We start from the raw sequence: 19123 nt of genomic DNA on the forward strand, positions 1-19123 counted from the left end.
CTTTCTTTGCCCCACGCGGAATAAGTGGCAGGAATGCTTCCTCTTCATCCTGATTGAAGAAGAAAAACAGCTCTCTGTTACCCAGTTTACGCTTGAATCCGAGGAATTGTTCATCATCTCTTACATCATGCCACTCTGTTTCACCGGAAATAAGGATGTCTGAATACATTTTACGGAAATGAATCAGTTCTTTAGTGAAGGCCAGCATATCATGATCCTGTTTGTCCTCATCCCAGATCATGCACTTGCGGCAGTCCGGATCCATTCCCCCGTCCATACCGATTTCTGTACCGTAATACATGCAGGGTGCGCCCGGTTGTGCATAAAGAAAAGCCATGGCTGATTTCACCAGATTCTTGTCATTGCCTGCTTTTGTCAAGACACGTGGTGTATCGTGGGAATCCAGCAGGTTGAACATGACTTCAGTGGTCTGCTGGCGGTAAAGCATCAGCTGACTGTTCAGGCCGGATACCAGTCTGGTCGGTGACAGGAATTTCTTGAAGAAGTAATTCTCGATCGTATCGGTAAAGGCGTAGTTCATCACTGCATGAAACTCATCGCCGTTCAGCCAGTTCTGAGAGGAGTGCCAGATCTCTCCCAAAATATACAGATCCTCTTTGATTGCCGTTGTTTCTTTGAAGAAACGCTTCCAGAAGAAGTGATCGACTTCGTTAGCGACATCCAGACGCCAAGCATCGATATCGAATTCCTTGATCCAATAAGTGGCTATATCCAGCAGATACTCTTGGACTTCTGGATTGGCCGTATTTAGTTTAGGCATGTGTCCAGTAAATGCAAACGTATCGTAATTGACCCGTCCGACATTTTCCAACTCTTCTGTGCTCAGGTCGGCAACATCATCGACCGGGAAAGAGTGAATATAGAACCAGTCTTTGTATCTGGACTGATCCTGATTTTCAAGGACATCCAGCCACTGAGGAGAATGAATTCCAACATGATTGAATACCGCATCGATCATGATTCGAATGCCTCGGCTGTGCGCTTCTTCCACGACTTTCTTGAATAAGGCTTTGTCTCCGAAGTCAGGATCGATTTCTTTATAGTCAATAGTGTCATATTTGTGGTTCGAATGAGCTTTGAAAATCGGTGTGAAATAAATGCCGTTGATGCCCAGATCTTCCAGATAATCCATCTTATCGAGAACACCCTGCAGATCTCCACCGTAAAAATCATCTCTCGATGGATGCTCCTTGCTTCCCCACGGCAGTACGCCTTCAGGATCATTGGTCGGATCCCCGTTGGCAAAACGTTCCGGGAAAATCTGATACCAGATGGTTTCGCTAGCCCACTGGGGTGCACGGAACGCATCGATTTCATGAATATAAGGCACTCTGAAATAGAAGTTCATCTGGCTCAGGAAAATCTCCTCGAAAGGATAGACACCCTGATCGGAATAGAAAATCTCGATTCCGTCTTTGCCGATAACTCTGAATCCGTATGCCATGCGCTTGGTCGGTTCATGTGTGTCGATCATCCAGTAGTCATGCATGTTCGTTGAAGCAATTTTTTTCATTTCCTTCCCGTTCATGAACCACTTTTGCTGGTCCAGTGAATAGGGGTCGCCACTCAGCAGTTCAACGGACTGCACATCATTCGCTTTCGTCCGGATTCGGATGTGATAATGCCCACGCTCATACAGATAGGCGTATTCGCTCTCGGCACGGTGATAAATTGCAGCTGTGTCCATAATAAAGTCTCCTTTTAACTAATGCGTTTCTTATTAAATGAGTCGCTCGTTCCCGCTTTCATTAAGCGGTTCCATCTTGATTCTAGCATCCACAGGTAATTATACAAGCAGTTTTAAAGTGTTATCGGTAACAGAAATCAAAGCGCTGACATCTGCCTAATTATAGCGTCCGGAAAATTAAAAAACTTAGTGACACTCATCCCATCTCCGACAGACTCTGTACATCATAAAACACCCCTGCTCAGCATCAGGCGACAACGAAGGTGCTGAAAAGGTAATCATACCTTAATTATATTAAGATAATGGATCTAAAAAAGTAGTTCTTTCAGGGTTCAGGACACTTGAAGATCGGCTGGAAATAGCCACAGCTATTTCCTTTCTACATTAGAGAACTTATCAATTCCTTATTATTTTTCTGCCATTCTTGTCATCGACCGATTCTCTTTGCAGTTCAGACATTTCCATGCTATCTAAAATGTAACTAGGCCTGCGCCTAGTTATACCTTATTGAAGATCCTTTTGTACATACTACAGATAGGACGATTCTACTTATAGTTCAGTTCCTATTCGGGAGAATAAACTGATGCTAGAAAAGCTTTAGTTCTAGCTTATTCTAAAATCGTCTTTATTGCTTCCGCTAGAGGGCTTCTCGTTTCACTTTCAGGTCCTACTTTTTCAGGAACTATAACTAGATCCGCTCTACTTACAGTTCCTCGCCCAAAGCAAAAGCTGACCTCCAGCTAGATACGCGCTAACAATACTAATCTCCATATCTTCTAGATTAAACTCCATCTAACTCTGCTCAGCCCTCTTGTCATAGTCTGCCCCACAGATTTCTAAACCAAAAAAGGACTGAAGCCGGTCGTGCGCTTCAGTCCTAACTGTTATTCTCTCATGATTTACTTTACTTCCGCCTGATTTCGGGTCGTTCCGCCCAGCTTCAGTTCAGTTTCAAAAAGCTCGTTTCCTTGAGACTTGCCATTTTCTTTCACCTTGTTCAGAACCATTCGGGCACAGGCTGCACCCATTTCGGCTGTAGACTGCTTGAGGGTCGTCAGGTGAGGATAGGCGATCTGGTCCAGGAACACGCCGTCGTGTCCTATGACCCCATAGTCGTTAGGAATATCAAATCCCATTTCCTTGATTTCACGGATAACACCCAGCCCCAACCGGTCGGATGCGCAGAGGAACAGCGTGTTTTTAGGAAAACGATCCAGATTCTCCCGGATGAATGCAGCAGAATACCTCGAGCGGTTTTCCAGACGGTAGACATTCTTTTCCAGGCCATGTGCATCCATGACTTGAGCATAGCCTTTTTCTCTGGCATGGGCAAAGGGCTGATCGACATCAATACCGATATAGACAATCTTATCGTAGCCGTCCTGAATGGCAAATTCCGTTGCTTGTTCCATACTCTTCTGATTGTTGCTGTCGACAAAATCGTAGCCAATGTCATTCTGACCGTAAATCACTGTCGGTTTCTTCAGACTTTCCACCAGTTCCTTGTGTTCATCACGCATGCCGCAGACGATATAGCCGTCGGAATCCCCGATCTGTACGTTTTTGTGAGTGAGAAGCTGAAGGCTGTACGCATACTTATCCAGCTCATTCGCAATACCAGTCAGCAGAAACATATAATACGGTTCAGTTGTATCCATTTCTTCCAGGATAAGCAGTTTAATAATTTGAGTTCGGTTGTTAGCCAATGCTTTGGCAGCAATGTTCGGCCGGTAGTTCAGTTCCTGCATGGCTTCATAGACCAGCTGCTTCAACTCATCAGTCACTTGTTCCGGGTGATTGATGACACGGGAAACAGTCATTTTGGAAACATTGGCTTTTTTTGCAACATCATTTAATGTGACCAAATGCGTTCTCCTTTCTCTTTCTCAATCTTACTTTTCATCTATTCATCCTATATTATATCAAGAATCGATACACTCTTTTAGAATAATTTCAATGAAAACTGTGAACTTTCAATTACAGCCCAATTCACCGGGGATAATCTAACAAAAAAAATAGTTTACATCTTTAACGTGCATCAACCAGAAGAAAGATCAGCACAGTAATGATCACAGTAAAGAAAGCCGTCAGCCAGAACATATCGTAGTCATACTCTTTGTCTTTATGTACTTTTTCGATTACAGCTACCATATTCATGGCACACACAATCGCCCAGATCGTCATTGACAGAGTAGCCAGCATCATAAGAAATGAAAAAAATCGTCTCTCTCCCCTATTCTCAACTTGTTCTATCACCATTATTAGCAAAATAGGGAAGGCTCCAGTTATCAGCCCCCCTACCGTTCAACTAGCTTACGACTTTCTCGACCACTCTAACTTCGTAAGGTGCCAGATCAAGCGTCCCAGACAATGGAGAATGGGTCTGCAGATCTGTCACATCTTCCATGATCTCAATCGCCTGCGTTTCTTCAGTGAAGTTCATGATGAAGATGGTCTGTCTACCCTCAGCTTCTCTTGCCTGAACAGAGACGCCTCTTTTATGTCTGAGATCCAGCGGGGCTTTCAGTCCCAGTGCATCGATCAGTTCACCGTAAAAAGCTTGATGAAAGGCATCGTCAAGACGGGCTCCGATATAATATGTCTGTCCATTATGGTACTCATTTCGAGTAACCGCTGATGTCCCCTTGTAGAAGTCTTCTTCATAAGTTCCCAGCGTTTCAGCTCCAGCCATATTCATAAGTGTCGCATAGTCTCTCGCTTCATAGGACTGGCCTTTGTAGGAGACATGGTTTCGGTCCAATGGATAAAAAGTATCCGTTTCAGTCGGTTCGATTCCGAACATCTCTTTCAGCGGGCCATACCAGCCCCCAAGATACGTCAGATCGGACTCATCGACTAAGCCAGTGATGTAGGTCCCGACTAGCGTTCCACCGTTCTTGACATAAGCCTGAAGCTTGGCTACCGTTTCTTCAGACACCATGTAAAGCATTGGAATCAGAAGAATTTTATAATGCTCCAAATCATCTTCTTTTGACAGTACATTTACCGCAATGTTTTGTTCCCAGAAAGCCTGATAATGTTTCTGAAGGGTTTCTCCATAATGCTTCGTCTTAAGTCCGAAGCCTTGAGCATCTTTCAGCGCCCAGTCACTTTCCACATCATACAGAATACCGACATCTGCTTTGCGCTGGTATCCGACGACATGCTCCGACAAAGTTTCCATTGCCTGACCGAGCTGTGCCACTTCCTTAAAGACCCTGTTTTCGCTGGACCGGTCGTGATCGACGACAGCTCCGTGGAACTTTTCCGATGACCCGCGGGACTTGCGCCACTGGAAGTACAGGATGCTGTCTGACCCATGTGCGAGCATCTGCATGGAAGACAGAAAATGCATGCCTGGACGTTTGGCTTTGTTCACATCATGCCAGTTGACCAGGCTCGGTGTCGATTCCATAAGCAGGAACGGCTGATGCTTCATATTGTAGAAGTGATCATTTAAGAAGGCGACACGTGAGGCCAGCGTCGGTGTATCTTCCTGATCATTATGCCAGGCCGGGTAGGCGTCCCAACTGATGACGTCCACTTCCTTGGCAAACTGACTGTAATCAAGTGCAGTAAACGGCACAAACTCCGGATTGTCCGACATGAAGTTTGTCGTAATCGGGACGTCTGGTGTCCGTTCTCTCAATGGAACGATTTCATTTTTATAAAAGTCGATCGTCTGATAAGAGACAAAGCGACGCCAGTCCAGATTCATGCCGTGAACAGCACTTTCCCCAATCGGTGAAGGTGACTCGATCTGATCCCATTCTGTAATCGTATGGCTCCAGAACGGCCCCCACCACGCGTGATTCAACTTATCCAGATCGTTGTCATACTTATTTTTGAGCCAGGCCCGGAAATTCTCCTGACACAGCTCACAGTGACATTCTCCGCCGAATTCATTGGAAATGTGCCACATCAGCAAAGCAGGGTGATCCCCATATCGCTCCGCCAGCAGGGTATTCATTTCCTGCGTTTTTCTTCTATAGTATGGAGAAGAAAAACAGTGGTTATGACGCGCCCCATGGAGCTGCTTGCGTCTGAGCGAATCGACACGCAGCACTTCAGGATGATTCTTTGACATCCATGCCGGCCTTGCCCCACTCGGAGTGGCCAGAATAAAGCGCCCATCGATCGATGCGATCCGTTCAATGACTTGATCGAGCCACTCGAAATGATATACGCCTTCTTCAGGCTCCAGCGCCGCCCAGGCAAATATTCCGATAGAGAAGGTGTTGGTGTGCGCTTTTTTCATCAGCTTAACGTCTTCTTCAAGTATATCCGGATAGTCCAGCCATTGGTCCGGGTTGTAGTCGCCGCCATGGAGCAGGCGCTTGTCGTCAGTTACTCTTATTCTATCCACTTGTTATTCCTCTCTTCCCACTACTTATTGTAATATGTTTTCAGTTCATTGATCAGATCATCCGCTACGTTCATCAGGTAACCCGCCTGTCGTCGGTCTCTCATTTCATCTTTCAGGCAAGCAAGGTAGTCGAGATGATGCTTGTCCAGCAGTTCGCAGTCTTTGTCGCTTAAATACTCATTAAAATTTCGAGAATTAAGATAGGTTGGAATGTCCATCCTCCACGTTCTGGACTGCGTCGGATAATGAAGGAGCAGTTCTTCGGCCCGGACGATGCCTTCTGGGGTAAAGTTCCCGATGAAGCGAATGTTGAATCCGCTGTCCTCGATCCGGTCAAAGACTTCCCAGATGGCACAGGTCCACTCTTCTTTTGTACAGATCATCGGTATCGAAGGCACCTCATCCAGAATGCGGGTAAACAGCTCGGGATCATCTACGACATAAACGATGCCGGTTTCGTGAGCCGGATAAACCGCCGTCAGCTTGATCACTTCTCTCAATGGAACAGTCAGCACACTTCTCGAATGTACTGCTGCTTCCCACATTGGATGATACCCGGTCTGAGTCTCGGCAAAGAGATTGGCCACCGTAACAGAATCAGAAATATCTTCTCTGAACAAGTTGAACTCCTTCAACAGCTTGTCTTCATTTTTTCTGTTTTCAGGCAGACGGATCGGTTCGATAGCATGCAGGCGTTTCGTTTCCGCCAGAACATGCAGCCACAGTTTTCCTAATGGACTGGAAGGCTGAAAAGCATCAGCGGTTAATGTGATGATCTGACTGAACACTGACAGGCGGATCGGTCGACTCGGAAGCAGACGGATGCCTTCGGATAAGTACAGCACATGCTGTTCAAACTGATGGCTCGACTCCTCTATCATATCGTGGATCCATCTTACATCTCGGCTATGGGTGCGCAAATAAGCCAGCCAGTCTTTCAGGAGGGAAAATTCCTTTTCCAGCGTTTTAAGATACAGCGAGCGTTCTTCTTTAGTAGATAATGTCAGCAGCTTTTCGTCAAAATAGGCCTCCAACAACTGTGTAAGATCAATTCCATTGAATGGCGGGCTATCCAGTTTCCTGTTGAAGGCTTCAAGGTCAACTCGGCCTTTGATTTTAAGTGAATCAATGGATACTTGAAAAAAATGAGCAATGGACTCCAGCTCTATAAGAGAAAACCCATCCAGCTTAACGTGTCCTTTGATTCTACGATGCGTAAGCAGTTCATCTCTTAACAGCTTGAACAGTTTATCCATTCCAGGCTGAGATTCAAAAAACTGAATCGCTTCATTCAAGTCAGTCATTTTCAGACGTAACTCCTTTCCTGCGGGTGATTTCCCCTACATCTTACCACTAAATCACCTTATTCTGAATTTTTTTAACAAATTGTGACAACACTCTAATTATTTTCATTTTTAACATGCATTTAACCCTTCACCAATCTCCGGCTTGTGATAAGATACTTGTAATGACGCAATTTTCATAGAAAACGCATGAGATTAGTATTTTATTAAATCTGTCTATTAAAGACAGCACAATGTCCCAAATGAATTTGTGAGAAAAAGGAGCTTTTGATTAGTGAATAAAAAACGTGTAATGCTATGGCGTGCAGCCTGCGCAGTGGTTCTTGTACTTGGTATACTTTTACCAGCCACTTCTGCCTTGGCTCATGACCTTGATAATTCCGATGAGTACATAGATATCATCGTTGAATACACTAAAAATCCCCCAGCAGAAGAAGATCTTGATCCATCTTTTAAAAATGTGGAGACCCTTACGGTTGCTCCCATACAGATGATGACTGTCCCTTCTTCTTCGGTTAAGGATATTAGTCTAATGGAAAATGTCAGCCGTATTACTTACGACCAGATAGTATATAAATCAGATTCCTCTATCACCCACAGTAGCAGGAGTGATAATTGGAATCAGGATATGATTGGTACATTCGATGCCTGGGATGAAGGGGTCACTGGTCAAGGTGTAAAAGTAGCTGTACTGGATACCGGCTTCAATAGAGACCACAACGACATTAGTTTTACAGGTGGTCACAGTGTTTTTGAAAGCAGTAACTGGTATGAAGATCATGATGGTCACGGCACACACGTTGCTGGAATTATTGGAGCAAACCAAAATAGCCCGGCAGCAGGAACAGCTCCGGGTGTCGAATTGTATGGTGTGAAAATCTTCGATAAAGAAGAAACTACCTCTATCAGCAACCTATTAAATGGTCTTAACTGGGCTATTGATAATAATATGGATATTATATCCTTAAGTTCTGGGTATGAAAATGAGAATCCCGCAGTTCATGCTGTCATCAAGATAGCCGAATCTAGTGGTATATTAGTTGTTGCTGCTAGTGGAAACATAAAAGATTCTTCAAATACAGATGTTGACTTTCCTGCTGCACACAGTGAAGTGATTGCTGTTTCAAATTTAGATAGTAATCGTTCAATTGTTTCAGATTCTAAAAGAGGAGAACAAAATGAGCTAGCTGCTCCTGGTCTACAAATATTAGGTTTAGGCATCGATGGACCAGATAGTTTCAGAACAATGTCCGGCACGTCCCAAGCTACTCCTCACGTCGCAGGGATTGCTGCACTACTGATGCAGAAATATCCAGAGGAATCAGCTGCTCAGATAAGAGCACGGATGGCTGAAAAAGCTAGAGACCTTGGTGAGGAAGGTCGAGATCCGATTTATGGATACGGACTCGTTCATTATCTTCCTGAACAGATGGAAGAGCCCGAGTCCGAAGAAGACGTCGAAGATGGCCCTACTGAAGAAGATGATACGGAATCTGACTCAGATGACGACACTGAAACAGAAGACGGTATAACTGATGAAGATACTGATGAAAACGGTAATGGAGAAGAACAGGATTCGGAAGAAATAGACGATACCGAATCCCCTCAGGATGACCTGGAAGACGATTCGTCCCCTGAAGAAGAGCCAGCTGAGGATCAGGAATCAGAGGATGGTCAAGACGACGCATCAGATGCTGATGAAGAAGAAGAGCCTCTTCAGAGTACGGTATGGATCCGCCCTTCAGAGATGAACGGGATGGCAGTCATCGATGGCGAAGACCTGGAAGCTGTTGCAGATAATGGCTTGCTGGCAATCTCCTTTGACTCGTCACTGGAATATATAGAGCGAGTCAATCTTACTCCAGAACAAGTTGAATCGATCAGAAGCCGAAATATTACACTACTGATTGTACGTATCGATATGGAATGGGTCATTCCGGCAGCTAACCTGACTGAAGGAGAGGCTTTCCTGTCTTTCGAAACAGTTCAGGAGCCTCTGGACTACAGTGAGACTGCTCACAGCGATCTGATCGACTTCTCAATTGAACAGAATGACCAGATTATTACATCTTTCCCTGAACAGATGACTTACCGCTTCTTTACAGAACAGGCTGAAGCCAATCAGCACCAGTTATACGAGTGGAACACGGATCAGGAAGAATGGATTCTACTTGGCGACACCTATACTAACAGCGCGGTAGTTGGACAGACTGCATCGGTTGCGACTATGGCTGTCTTTGATCCGATAGAACTGGAAGCTGCCATTTTAAGCAGTGAAGAACCGGAAGAAATAGAAGAAGTAACCGAGGAACCTGAAGAAGAATCGGAAGAAGATGAAACTGAAGAATCGACACGTGCTTCATTCGGTGACGGAGACAGCGAACTCCCAGTTGTACTGGTTGGAGGCCTCGTTATCCTGACTTCAGTTGGTGGAGGATTCTACTTCTTCGGCGGTAAACCTAAGCAGTAGAACGGCCATTAGCTGATCGATATAATGTAATATCTAAACAAAAAAGGATCACCCGATGTTGGGCGATCCTTTTTCTATTTATTTAAATGAATACGACCGTCTTCTCCCTGACTTGTTTCTAAGCTTGTAAATAATCGGGTTCAGAATAGCCAACAGGACAACGCCTAGGAACATGTAGAACGTCAGTGAATCCCCATCTAAAGTAAAGTCTTCAAGGAAGGTATTTTCAACAATCAGCAAAGCTGTAGCAATTGCCAGATGTGAAATGGAAATAGCCAGAACTGAAAAGAAAGTCACTACAGTGTCTCTGCCTTTTGGAACAAGAGAAAGAACTAAAAACAGCACTAATATAGCCAGGATAATGCCAAACACTAATCTAAATTCCGTGAATAATTCAAGATCCATTTTATAATCTCCTTTAATTCATATACTTACTATATTCTACAAGGCAACCTCAGAAAATACAATCTTTTTAAAATGAAATATCACTGTCTGATACTCAATTAATAAAACTGCCGTCCAAACAGCCAGCCTCCGATCATATCGGTGACCGAATAGTAGTTTTCCATACGGGACGGATCCACTTCCTGTTCATCGTCGGTCAAGTGCAGGGCTTCAAAAATGATGTGGTGTTCATTATAAAAGCCGATTTCCTGAAACTGTTCATCGACCAATCGGTGTTCGCGCCCTCTCAGATAATTCGCGTCCTCAGACCAGTGAACCACACCGTCCAGACGAAAAGTGTAAGCCTCATCTTCTCCATATGAAAAATAGTGCTGATTGCCGTTTGACCCTACATAGGTATAGGGGAAGTCGCGGGTCACTTCCTGATCCTCGTACATCTCAAGCTGAGTCAGATTCTCACCTAAGGACTCTGATCTTCTGTAAGCATTGACAATGACCGGATCTTCAGTAGTTTCCATTCCAAAAATCGTTGCTCGGTCTCTTATCCCTGGATGAATATAGTCATTCTGATCAAGCCAGAAATTGTGAGATTGGTGTGCCCATAGCCCGTATATAAGAGCAGGTGTCAGTAGACTGAAAAACACCAGATGACCGATTTTCTGCGCTCTCGTCTTCCGGTCGGTGTAAATCAGAATGAACAGATAGACTCCTGCCAATATGACTAAGGCAATTGCCATAGCCGGTAATATAAATGTATAAAACTGTTCAGCTGCCATCCATTGTCTAAACATAGGTCTCTCCTATTCTAATATCTTGTCTTAGTCACGCTGATTTGGGAAAATCCAATTCGGATAAACTTCACTAATTGCAGTCATACGGTATTCAGACAAGTCGGCCAGCTCTCTCTGCTCTGTTTCAGGTAACAGAAGGATGTCAAAAATGGGGTCAAAGTCGTTTGCAAAACCTAATGTCTCGAAGCGGTCATCTGTCAGCCTGAACTGCCAGCCGTGAACTTCCCGTTCGCCTTGGGTCCACTCTACAGTACCCCTGATCCTAAACGCATACTGGTCTTCGTCTCCGAAAGAAAAATAATGGGTATCGTCTCTGGATCCCAGATAATCGTAAATCATTGGCTGTACCCTAGCGTCAGCTTCATATTTTTCCAGTGCATTCAATTGTCTATAAAGAGACGGGCTCTGACGCTGGGCTCTTATGACCTGCCGATCCTCATCTGACCGAATCCCTAAGATATAAGTATATTCTCTGATTCCGGGGTGAATGTAATCATTCTGCTCCACCCAGAAGCTGTAGCGGAGATGACCGAAGACAAAATACAGCAGACTGAGTAAAAGGATACTGATCACACTTAAATTAGTCCCTTTCCTCAGCTTCTGGCCCTTGGCTGTGTATGAATAAATAAAAATATAGACAAACACAAGGACAGCCAGGCCGATGATGGTCCAAGGCATGATTAGTGTATAGAACCGTTCGGCTTCGGTCCAGGATTCATACATAGGTTAGCTCCTTCTACTTCTCTTCCAGTAACAGCTGGTCGACCATCGGCAGATAAAGAACATCTCCTTCATTCAGGTCGATCACCGGCTTGTCTTCTTCAAACCTCTGTCTCTGCATTTCATTCATTTCATATATTTCCGGGGTAATCTGCCCTCGTTCAAGCAGCGACTGATTGTCTTCTGCGCTGATGACCCCGGCAGGATTCATACGCGAGTGCAGTTCAATAATGGCTACCTCATCATTCTCAGAAAGGAGATAAAGTTCCGAAGCCCTAGGACCCGTAGCACTTTCTATCGTATACTGCCCGGGTGACAGGTGCGTTCCTACACTGTAGTGTCCGGATGTCAGTGTGATCTGCTCTTCACCGAGCCCGGTGTTCACCCAGTTGCTCCCGGTTTCTCCAGAATAGTCCACATAAAGGATTGGATCATTCCCGCTTACCTCAACCGTGTAGCCTTCTCGCAAATCGACATAGGCCTGCATCACGCCAGTTTCATTCTGAAAATGCTGATCAAAAGCCACTGAATCAGTTTCGTCTCTAATCACGACGTGTGCTGTGTGGATGATCCAGAATTCAGGCCTGAAATCGCTCGACTCACTTTGAATATAAACCCGACCTTCAGGCAAGTCTTCGCCTACACTATACTCCCCTTCGTTCAGTTCAAAAGAGCCTGCGTCAGAAAAGTCCAGTACGTCCTCTCTTAATCGGCTGCTCAGCGGATACCGTCTATAGATACCTTCGAATGCCTCATCCACCTGGGCTGATTCGCTGTAGCGCTCAATCGCTTCCTCATCAGGTTCGATCGGCCCCCCATCATAATGCGGTGAGCGGAGACCTGTAAAGCCGGCACAGCCGGAAAGCAGCATAAGTACACCGCTCAGTCCAGTCAGCTTGACGGACAGTTTAAACCGGTTCAGTCTCATGCTCATGCCCCCTGTCGTAAGAATGAAGTTCCAGGCCGTAGAGATGAGAATAATATTCTCCCGTCCCAAGCGGTCCCACTGTCAAGGCGCCGTCTTTCATCTGACGAATCATCTGATAAAGGGCCAGCTGTTCTTTTTCATTAAGGGTTTCAAGTGGAATGCACAGCATGCTGTTCCCCAGATGCATGGTTCCTTCAGGCAAAGCTACAGACTCTTCCAGCTTCTCAGCCTGCTTCTGTGTACACATGAGTTTGAAATAGTCGATTTTATCAACATGGTGGTCTAAGACAAAATGCAGCTGCTTGTCTTTCAGGAAAAAGACTTTGTCCGCATACTCATCCAGATTGTCGAGCAGGTGGGAAGCGACCATGATGATTTTCCCATCGCGTCTCAGGTCAATCAATATATCAGAGACGAGCGACACGTTTTCCGGATCGAGTCCGTTCATGACCTCGTCCATGAACATGATCGGTGTATCTGCCGCCACCACCATGGCAAAACAGAGCCGCTGGCGCATACCAAGAGAATAGGTGCTGACTTTGCGGTCTACATAGTCTTCCATTTCCAGGCGTTTGATGATCGCCTGAACCTGATCGCGCTTGCCTGACCACATATCCGCATACATCTGGATATGCTCCGTTCCGGAAAAGTTTTCATGCAGATCGGCCTGATTCGGAAAAAAGGTGATTAGCTTATGCAGAGCCAGAACATCCTTGTCCTTGGCAGAGTAGGCTGTCCCATCCACTTCGATCGTCCCGGATCTGACCGGAATAAAGCGCATGATCGCATTGAACAGCGTCGTTTTCCCGGTTCCATTCGGTGCCACAAGTCCGATGATCTGTCCATTGTTCAATGTAAACGAGATGTTTTCCAGTACAACACGATCGCCGTAAGCAACGGTCATATCGGTGATAGTTAATGTCATTTAGTTTCTCTCCTTTTTAATCCAAGCGACTGAGTCGGAATAAGGCTGAACAGGTAGTGAAATGCCCCTTCAAGAGTAAGCCAGATCACCAGGGCAATCAGCGGCAGGCGCCAGAATTCGATGCCTGGAAGCTGGAACTGTTTCGCCATCTCTCCAGTCAAAACGCCTACGCTGTTTGTGTAGAATGACGGCTGCCAGCCTGTAAGTGGTGGAAAGACCTGCCATAACGTATAAGACAAGACCAGCCCGGCTGTGATGAACAAGGTCAGGTAGACATTTCGGATCATCCAGCTCAGTCCGGTGATGATCAGCAGAAACAGGAAACTGACAATCATGCCCATTCCGATCAGAAGGAGGCTGTACTGCCAGAGCGGGATGTATCTGATGGTCTGATTCATATATATTTCAGTCGGATAATTCAAGCTGCCAGACGTTTCAAAGAACAGTGAAATGAGATAACTGGCCGCCAGCCCGCCCAGAGCGACGACCCACGTCAGGAACCACAGCATCCCGCTTCTAACCCGCCACTGAGCTTTAACAGGAACAGGCAGCCCCTGGGTCACACTGTAATTCTTTACTTGATCTTTCGTAAAATGATCCCCCGCGAGCAAAGCGATTGCAATGAACACGATGACCGTCACGAACAGTTCAACCTGCTGCTGAAGAATCTGAGACGACGCATACGGGTTCCATTCGATATCAAGGTTGTTGTCTTCAAGTGCATTGAAAAACGCGATCTGCTGCTCCACTTCTTCTATCGAAGGCAGATAGACGTCTTGAAGAAGATCATACGATTCAAAATCAGTTTCTTCATGAAGATAGAGATTATTTTCAGCCATTTCCCGGCCATTATTTAAATAATCCGACACCACCTCTTCCAGCCCCTCTACAGTATTCCCTTCACGTTGAGTCATGATGTAGCGGTTCAGTCCGATCAGGATCGAATTGCGCCCCAGTCTCTGCTGGACTTCCTGACCTACTTCTCCTTCAAAGTGTGCGTCCGGAATCATTCGGAAAATCTGATGCGCATCACTGTATTCTGCACGCAGCTGCATCTCAGGCAACGTCACATTCTGCTGTCTGTAAAGCAAGGAAAAGGACCCAAGAAAGACAAAGAATCCAATCAGCAGCAGGCGTGTCTTCCAGTCTCGAAGCATCAGCCGGCTGTTCCATTTAATTAATGTTTTCATCTGTATACAACGCCTCCTATCCTAAGAATGTCTGTCTAGTAATGAGTTTCGATGCCAAGTAGTTCAGCCCTTCAATAATCAGTAGGGTAACAAGCACGACAATGATGCCTCTAGAATACGGAACAGGTTCCTGGACAATTGCGTCGATCATGCCTGTTGCCGCACCTCCCACCTGATAGTAGGTTTGAGGATACCAGCTTATATTAAGGCCCAGCAGTTCTGTCGTTTCTTCCCCGTAATAAAGAAAAGGAAATAACAATGCAAAGGATGTAGCAATTAGAACGACGACATCCTGCTTGATAATCAAGCTGACCAGCGTATTCAGACGTGTAAAGCCGTAGAGAAGCAGAGCGAGAAGCGGCAGTGCCCGGATAAAGAATGTTGAAAGATCAATAACAGACCAGATGGAGGCATGGAACGGTTCGCCTTCAGGTGCGGCTTCAAAAACACCAGCAGGAAGCGATCCAAAACCAAAGCCGTACTGAATGCCATTGACAAGATAGAAAATCCCGGTTATGACAGCAAAGAACAGCGCAACAAAGCCCAAAGCAGCCAGAGACTTGACCATCAGATAGGTAAACCAGTTCTTGGATACTCCGAGTTTTTGAGTGGTCAGCTTCCTGTCTTTTGTCACTACATCACTGATCATGAACAGCAACAGGAAAATAAGTATGTATGGGCCCCATCCGATCAGGAACAGATGCATCTGCTGCAGACTCGTTCGTTCGTGGATATGGTGAAAACTGAGTGGCTCGACTTCATTAACGTAGACTTGATTTTTCATCGACTGAAACTCCCGTTCCTGAGCATAGCCCAGTATGGGAATATTGAACCCTTCAGCTTCCGTAACGCTTCCCGAATCTTCCTGTGGTCTGTAGTTAATTGTCAGGTAGCGTCTGGCGTCCCCAGTCCGAATCGCTGTCAGCAGTTCACGCTGATTCACGTACTCGTTTCTGGCTTGCTGATAGGCACTCGTCCCAGTAAAAAAGGATGGAAGGGTCTGGCCCGTTTCTAGACGGTCTTCAAAGGTCTGCTGATTTGAGACGATAGACCGCTCGAGCTGAGCAACATCCACATCAAAATCTTCCGTTAGATTAGGCAGAATGAGGAGGCTATGTACCAGCACGACGCCCAAGCTGAGTGCCATAACCAGCCTGTTCTTCTTATTTCTCCACATATATTTCAAGGTTTCTTCTATAATCTGCTTGTACATTCTACCGATCCTTTATCTATGTATTTGTACTATTTAAATCATTCTATCATAGAAAACTAAGAAAAAAAGACGTTTTATCATCTTTTTCTAATCCGGGTCATTCTTCATACTTTCTTCATAATATGAGCCGTTATATCGGCTCCGATATGACTGTTATTCACTTTAATCATTAATTTAGAGTCGTTCATTTATCATGAACCCGTGAGAAACACACTCGGTATATTTCACTCGTAATATTCTGAACAAACTACATTATGGCACTTTAGAATGCAGTTCAGCTTACCAGTTGAGTCGTAAACTAAAGTAATTTTGCTCACGGTCTAGTTTATCAGTACGATTCATCACTAGACTCCATAAATTTGTATTCATAACGCAGTTTAAGAAGACATTTATCCCTATACTTCACTTATCATTGTAGACAAGGGGCTCGAAAAAGTTTCCGAGAAAATTTTCCTCCTCTTCTATTTTATTCCTATTCTATATAATGAAAAAACTCCCCGATCAGGGGAGTTTTTACTCAATCACTTAATTTTCGATCGTCAGTGCATACTCGTCGTTCAGCATGTAGGGTCTGTAATACGCAAGTGTACCAGCCATCGGCAGCACATCTTCTGGCAGCTGAATACCCAGCTCGTCACGCAGATAGGCTCTCCTGCTTTCGATTCGTTTCCACATATCAGGATAGTCTGCTCGTATGGCCTGCTTCAATTCATCATCTGCTAGAAGGACCGTACTTTCAGCTGAAACCCCGTTATGGCCAGTCTGAGAAGGAATGAAATCGACTTGAAACAGCATTCCCGACTGAACGACTGCTTCTGATCCTTTGTAAAATGGCGAAGACAGCCATTCTTCATCTGCCGTCAGATGACCCGGGCAAAGATGCCAGCCGTATGTGTCCTGCGGATAAAAAGTATTGAAGGCATCATAAAAGTCTCCACCGCGCACACCTATTTTCAGATTCGTCAGCCAGTAATGATACGCTTCAAAATAAGGCATGACGACCTCTTCTAAGTATCCTTCATCTACTCCAGCAAGTTCTTCTTCATTTGTCACGGCATAGCCTGACCTGCTCGACAACCCGCCTTTATAAGAAACTGTCAGGGCCACTTTGTCTCCTTTTTCGAGTCTGTTATCAGTCGGGTAAAGATTCCCTTTTATAAATCGGTCACCGAATGCACAGATCGTGACCACATTGTTGTACTGACCATCTCTGTTGAGACGGTTCCCCACTTCCAGTTCGCTCACCCCAACAGTCAGGCTATTCATCGCATCCAGTACCGCATCTGATGCCAGAGCTGCTCCGTATTCGTAATGTGCCGCTTCATTGGCATTGATGGTCACTCGTGCGCCATTTTCCGGACCGATCAGAAGCGCTGTCGTATTGACAAGCTTGTCTTTTCCGGCAACCGTCTCCAGGGCACTAACGATAAATTGCGGGATATCGAACTGACGAGTCATCCCCGGAATCAGCTTCCAGCCGACAAGGCCGACTTGACTGGACGTATCTATATCTGTCTCTTGAAGAACAGCTGCTAAATCATCCAGCTCTCCCATTGGCTGATTCGGCAGTGAGAAAAGCGCACACTTTCTTCCGAAAGCTTTTATGCGTGCATGCGGCGCTTTGCTGATATTCTCATTACCCAGTATAAGTGTCGCCGATCCATCCTGGTTTAAAACCAGCAGCGCTTCTTCGAATCTAGGAATGAACCCGACCAGATACTCAAAACTGCTGCCATGTTCCTTGTCGGCATAGATAATTAATGAAGATAGTTCATTGTCTTTCATGCGTTCAAGTACTTTGTTCAACCGTTCCTGGATCGTCTCATCCGTCAGCATCACCTTGCTTCTGATGTTGTCCATTTCTGGCTTCTTAACTTTTTTGACTACAACTACCACTGTCATTCCCATCCTTTCCCATCTTGTTTTTCAGTCAGGATACACCAAACGCCTGTCTCTTACATCCCTGTCAATCATATCATAGGGAATGAAATTCGGCATGTCGGGTAAGTGTTTTCTCATTTGAGGCCTCTAGTCAGCCATTCTGGGATAACGTCTGATCAGCCAGGTGTCACAGGCACTGTGTTCCGTTCCGTTAAGTGGAGCCTCAAGCTTCTCAAACCCATATCTACTGTAGAGATGGTTGGCATCTGATAACGAGGCAAACGTTTCAATATAAAGTGCATCATAATGTTGTGTTCCAAAATCCATAGCCTTCTTGATCAGCTGATGAGCGTACCCATTCCCACGCTCCCCTTTAATAATGTAGAGTTTCTGAACCTCTCCAACTTTCTCTTTCTCATCAAATGGACCGACCCCGATTCCACCGATCACTGTTCCGTCTTTTTCCAGCACCCAGTACTGTCTGTCCGGTTTCTGATAATAATCGTACAGTTCGAACAAGTACGGGTCGTAGTATGCTGTTCCCTGCATCTTGAGTCCTTCTTCTTCAAGCGACCGCTGAACGATCTGACCGATGATGTCATTATCTCTTTCTTCAATTTCCCTAAGTAAAAGCATGTGTTCTCCCCCGTTATTACTTCCCCTATAGCTCGTGTGACCTAATAATTAATATCGTCAATATAGATTTTCATCTCATTATTATTTTTCTTATCCTATCATACTTTTTCCAGAGGATATAACTTATTGTTAAAATGCATTCTGTTATCTTATTATATCCAGTGAACTACCCACCACTTAAATCCTTTGGATTTTGAAGTGGGGGCTTCCTACGAACTCCATTCTTGTCTGCACAGACTTCATACAGACAGAGGAATCGGATAGGGGTAGGCTCAAAAGGCAGTCCCTGCCTCATTGATTTTCTTTTACTTGGCCAATGCCAAGAGGTTTTTGCTGGCATTGATATCTCTGTCAAGGTATTCCCCGCATGTCGGGCAGTCCCACTCCCGGACATTGAGCGGCTTCTTGCCGTCTCGGTGTCCGCAACTCGAACAAACCTGACTAGACGGATAGAATCGGTCTGCTTTGATAAGTGTCCGTCCTTTTTGCTTGGATTTATATTCTAATTGGCGGATGAATTCATACCATCCTGCATCACCAATGCTTTTTGCCAGTTTATGATTTTTCATCAGGTTCTTACTGGACA

15 protein-coding genes and 1 pseudogene are annotated in these 19123 nt (G+C 45.2%); 1 reads left to right on the plus strand and 15 read right to left on the minus strand.

Going from position 1 to position 19123, the window contains the following annotated elements:
• Positions 1-40 precede the first annotated feature (40 nt).
• The 5 genes and pseudogenes from ABFX15_RS02215 to ABFX15_RS02235 form a co-directional block, all read right to left on the minus strand.
• A pseudogene (locus ABFX15_RS02215) lies at positions 41-1708 on the minus strand (glycoside hydrolase family 13 protein); the annotation flags it as partial.
• 899 nt (positions 1709-2607) lie between these two features.
• On the minus strand, positions 2608-3573 hold the full coding sequence (locus ABFX15_RS02220; RefSeq protein WP_346023898.1) for a LacI family DNA-binding transcriptional regulator: 966 nt from the start codon (positions 3571-3573) through the stop codon (positions 2608-2610).
• A gap of 163 nt (positions 3574-3736) precedes the next feature.
• Positions 3737-3967 carry a hypothetical protein gene (locus ABFX15_RS02225; protein WP_346023899.1) on the minus strand — a complete coding sequence of 77 codons (231 nt, stop codon included), beginning with the start codon at positions 3965-3967 and terminating at the stop codon, positions 3737-3739.
• Positions 3968-4016: 49 nt separating this feature from the next.
• Complete coding sequence (locus tag ABFX15_RS02230; protein ID WP_346023900.1) at positions 4017-6074, minus strand: beta-galactosidase; 2058 nt, start codon at positions 6072-6074, stop codon at positions 4017-4019.
• Positions 6075-6094: 20 nt separating this feature from the next.
• Positions 6095-7378 (minus strand): TIGR02679 domain-containing protein, encoded by a 1284-nt coding sequence (locus ABFX15_RS02235; protein WP_346023901.1) that lies wholly within the window; start codon positions 7376-7378, stop codon positions 6095-6097.
• A 274-nt stretch (positions 7379-7652) separates the two neighbouring features.
• Here ABFX15_RS02235 and ABFX15_RS02240 point away from each other — a divergent pair, with 274 nt between their 5' ends.
• A complete protein-coding gene (locus ABFX15_RS02240) occupies positions 7653-9848 on the plus strand; it encodes a S8 family peptidase (RefSeq protein WP_346023902.1) in 2196 nt (731 codons plus the stop codon).
• Between the two features lie 78 nt (positions 9849-9926).
• On the opposite strand, the gene ABFX15_RS02245 is transcribed toward ABFX15_RS02240, so the two are convergent.
• The 10 genes from ABFX15_RS02245 to ABFX15_RS02290 form a co-directional block, all read right to left on the minus strand.
• A complete protein-coding gene (locus ABFX15_RS02245; RefSeq protein WP_346023903.1) occupies positions 9927-10253 on the minus strand; it encodes a hypothetical protein in 327 nt (108 codons plus the stop codon).
• 98 nt (positions 10254-10351) lie between these two features.
• Positions 10352-11044 (minus strand): hypothetical protein, encoded by a 693-nt coding sequence (locus tag ABFX15_RS02250; RefSeq protein ID WP_346023904.1) that lies wholly within the window; start codon positions 11042-11044, stop codon positions 10352-10354.
• Between the two features lie 27 nt (positions 11045-11071).
• Entirely contained in the window at positions 11072-11767 is a 696-nt protein-coding gene (locus ABFX15_RS02255) for a hypothetical protein (protein WP_346023905.1), read from the minus strand.
• 13 nt (positions 11768-11780) lie between these two features.
• Positions 11781-12692 carry a hypothetical protein gene (locus ABFX15_RS02260; protein ID WP_346023906.1) on the minus strand — a complete coding sequence of 304 codons (912 nt, stop codon included), beginning with the start codon at positions 12690-12692 and terminating at the stop codon, positions 11781-11783.
• Positions 12673-13617 (minus strand): ABC transporter ATP-binding protein, encoded by a 945-nt coding sequence (locus tag ABFX15_RS02265; protein ID WP_346023907.1) that lies wholly within the window; start codon positions 13615-13617, stop codon positions 12673-12675. Before ABFX15_RS02265 ends, ABFX15_RS02260 begins: the two co-directional genes overlap by 20 nt.
• Positions 13614-14807 carry a hypothetical protein gene (locus ABFX15_RS02270; RefSeq protein WP_346023908.1) on the minus strand — a complete coding sequence of 398 codons (1194 nt, stop codon included), beginning with the start codon at positions 14805-14807 and terminating at the stop codon, positions 13614-13616. The genes ABFX15_RS02265 and ABFX15_RS02270 overlap by 4 nt, the downstream gene beginning before the upstream one ends.
• Before the next feature lie 16 nt (positions 14808-14823).
• Complete coding sequence (locus tag ABFX15_RS02275; RefSeq protein WP_346023909.1) at positions 14824-16020, minus strand: hypothetical protein; 1197 nt, start codon at positions 16018-16020, stop codon at positions 14824-14826.
• A gap of 525 nt (positions 16021-16545) precedes the next feature.
• Entirely contained in the window at positions 16546-17922 is a 1377-nt protein-coding gene (locus ABFX15_RS02280) for a M24 family metallopeptidase (protein ID WP_346023910.1), read from the minus strand.
• Positions 17923-18048: 126 nt separating this feature from the next.
• Positions 18049-18537: a GNAT family N-acetyltransferase gene (locus tag ABFX15_RS02285; RefSeq protein ID WP_346023911.1), complete on the minus strand. Its 489-nt coding sequence runs from the start codon at positions 18535-18537 to the stop codon at positions 18049-18051.
• Between the two features lie 305 nt (positions 18538-18842).
• Positions 18843-19123, minus strand: a 281-nt coding sequence (locus tag ABFX15_RS02290) for an RNA-guided endonuclease TnpB family protein (protein WP_346023912.1), incomplete at its 5' end; no start/stop codon positions are given.

It is taken from the genome of Alkalibacterium indicireducens (genome assembly GCF_039522005.1).
GTDB lineage: Bacteria > Bacillota > Bacilli > Lactobacillales > Carnobacteriaceae_A > Alkalibacterium > Alkalibacterium indicireducens.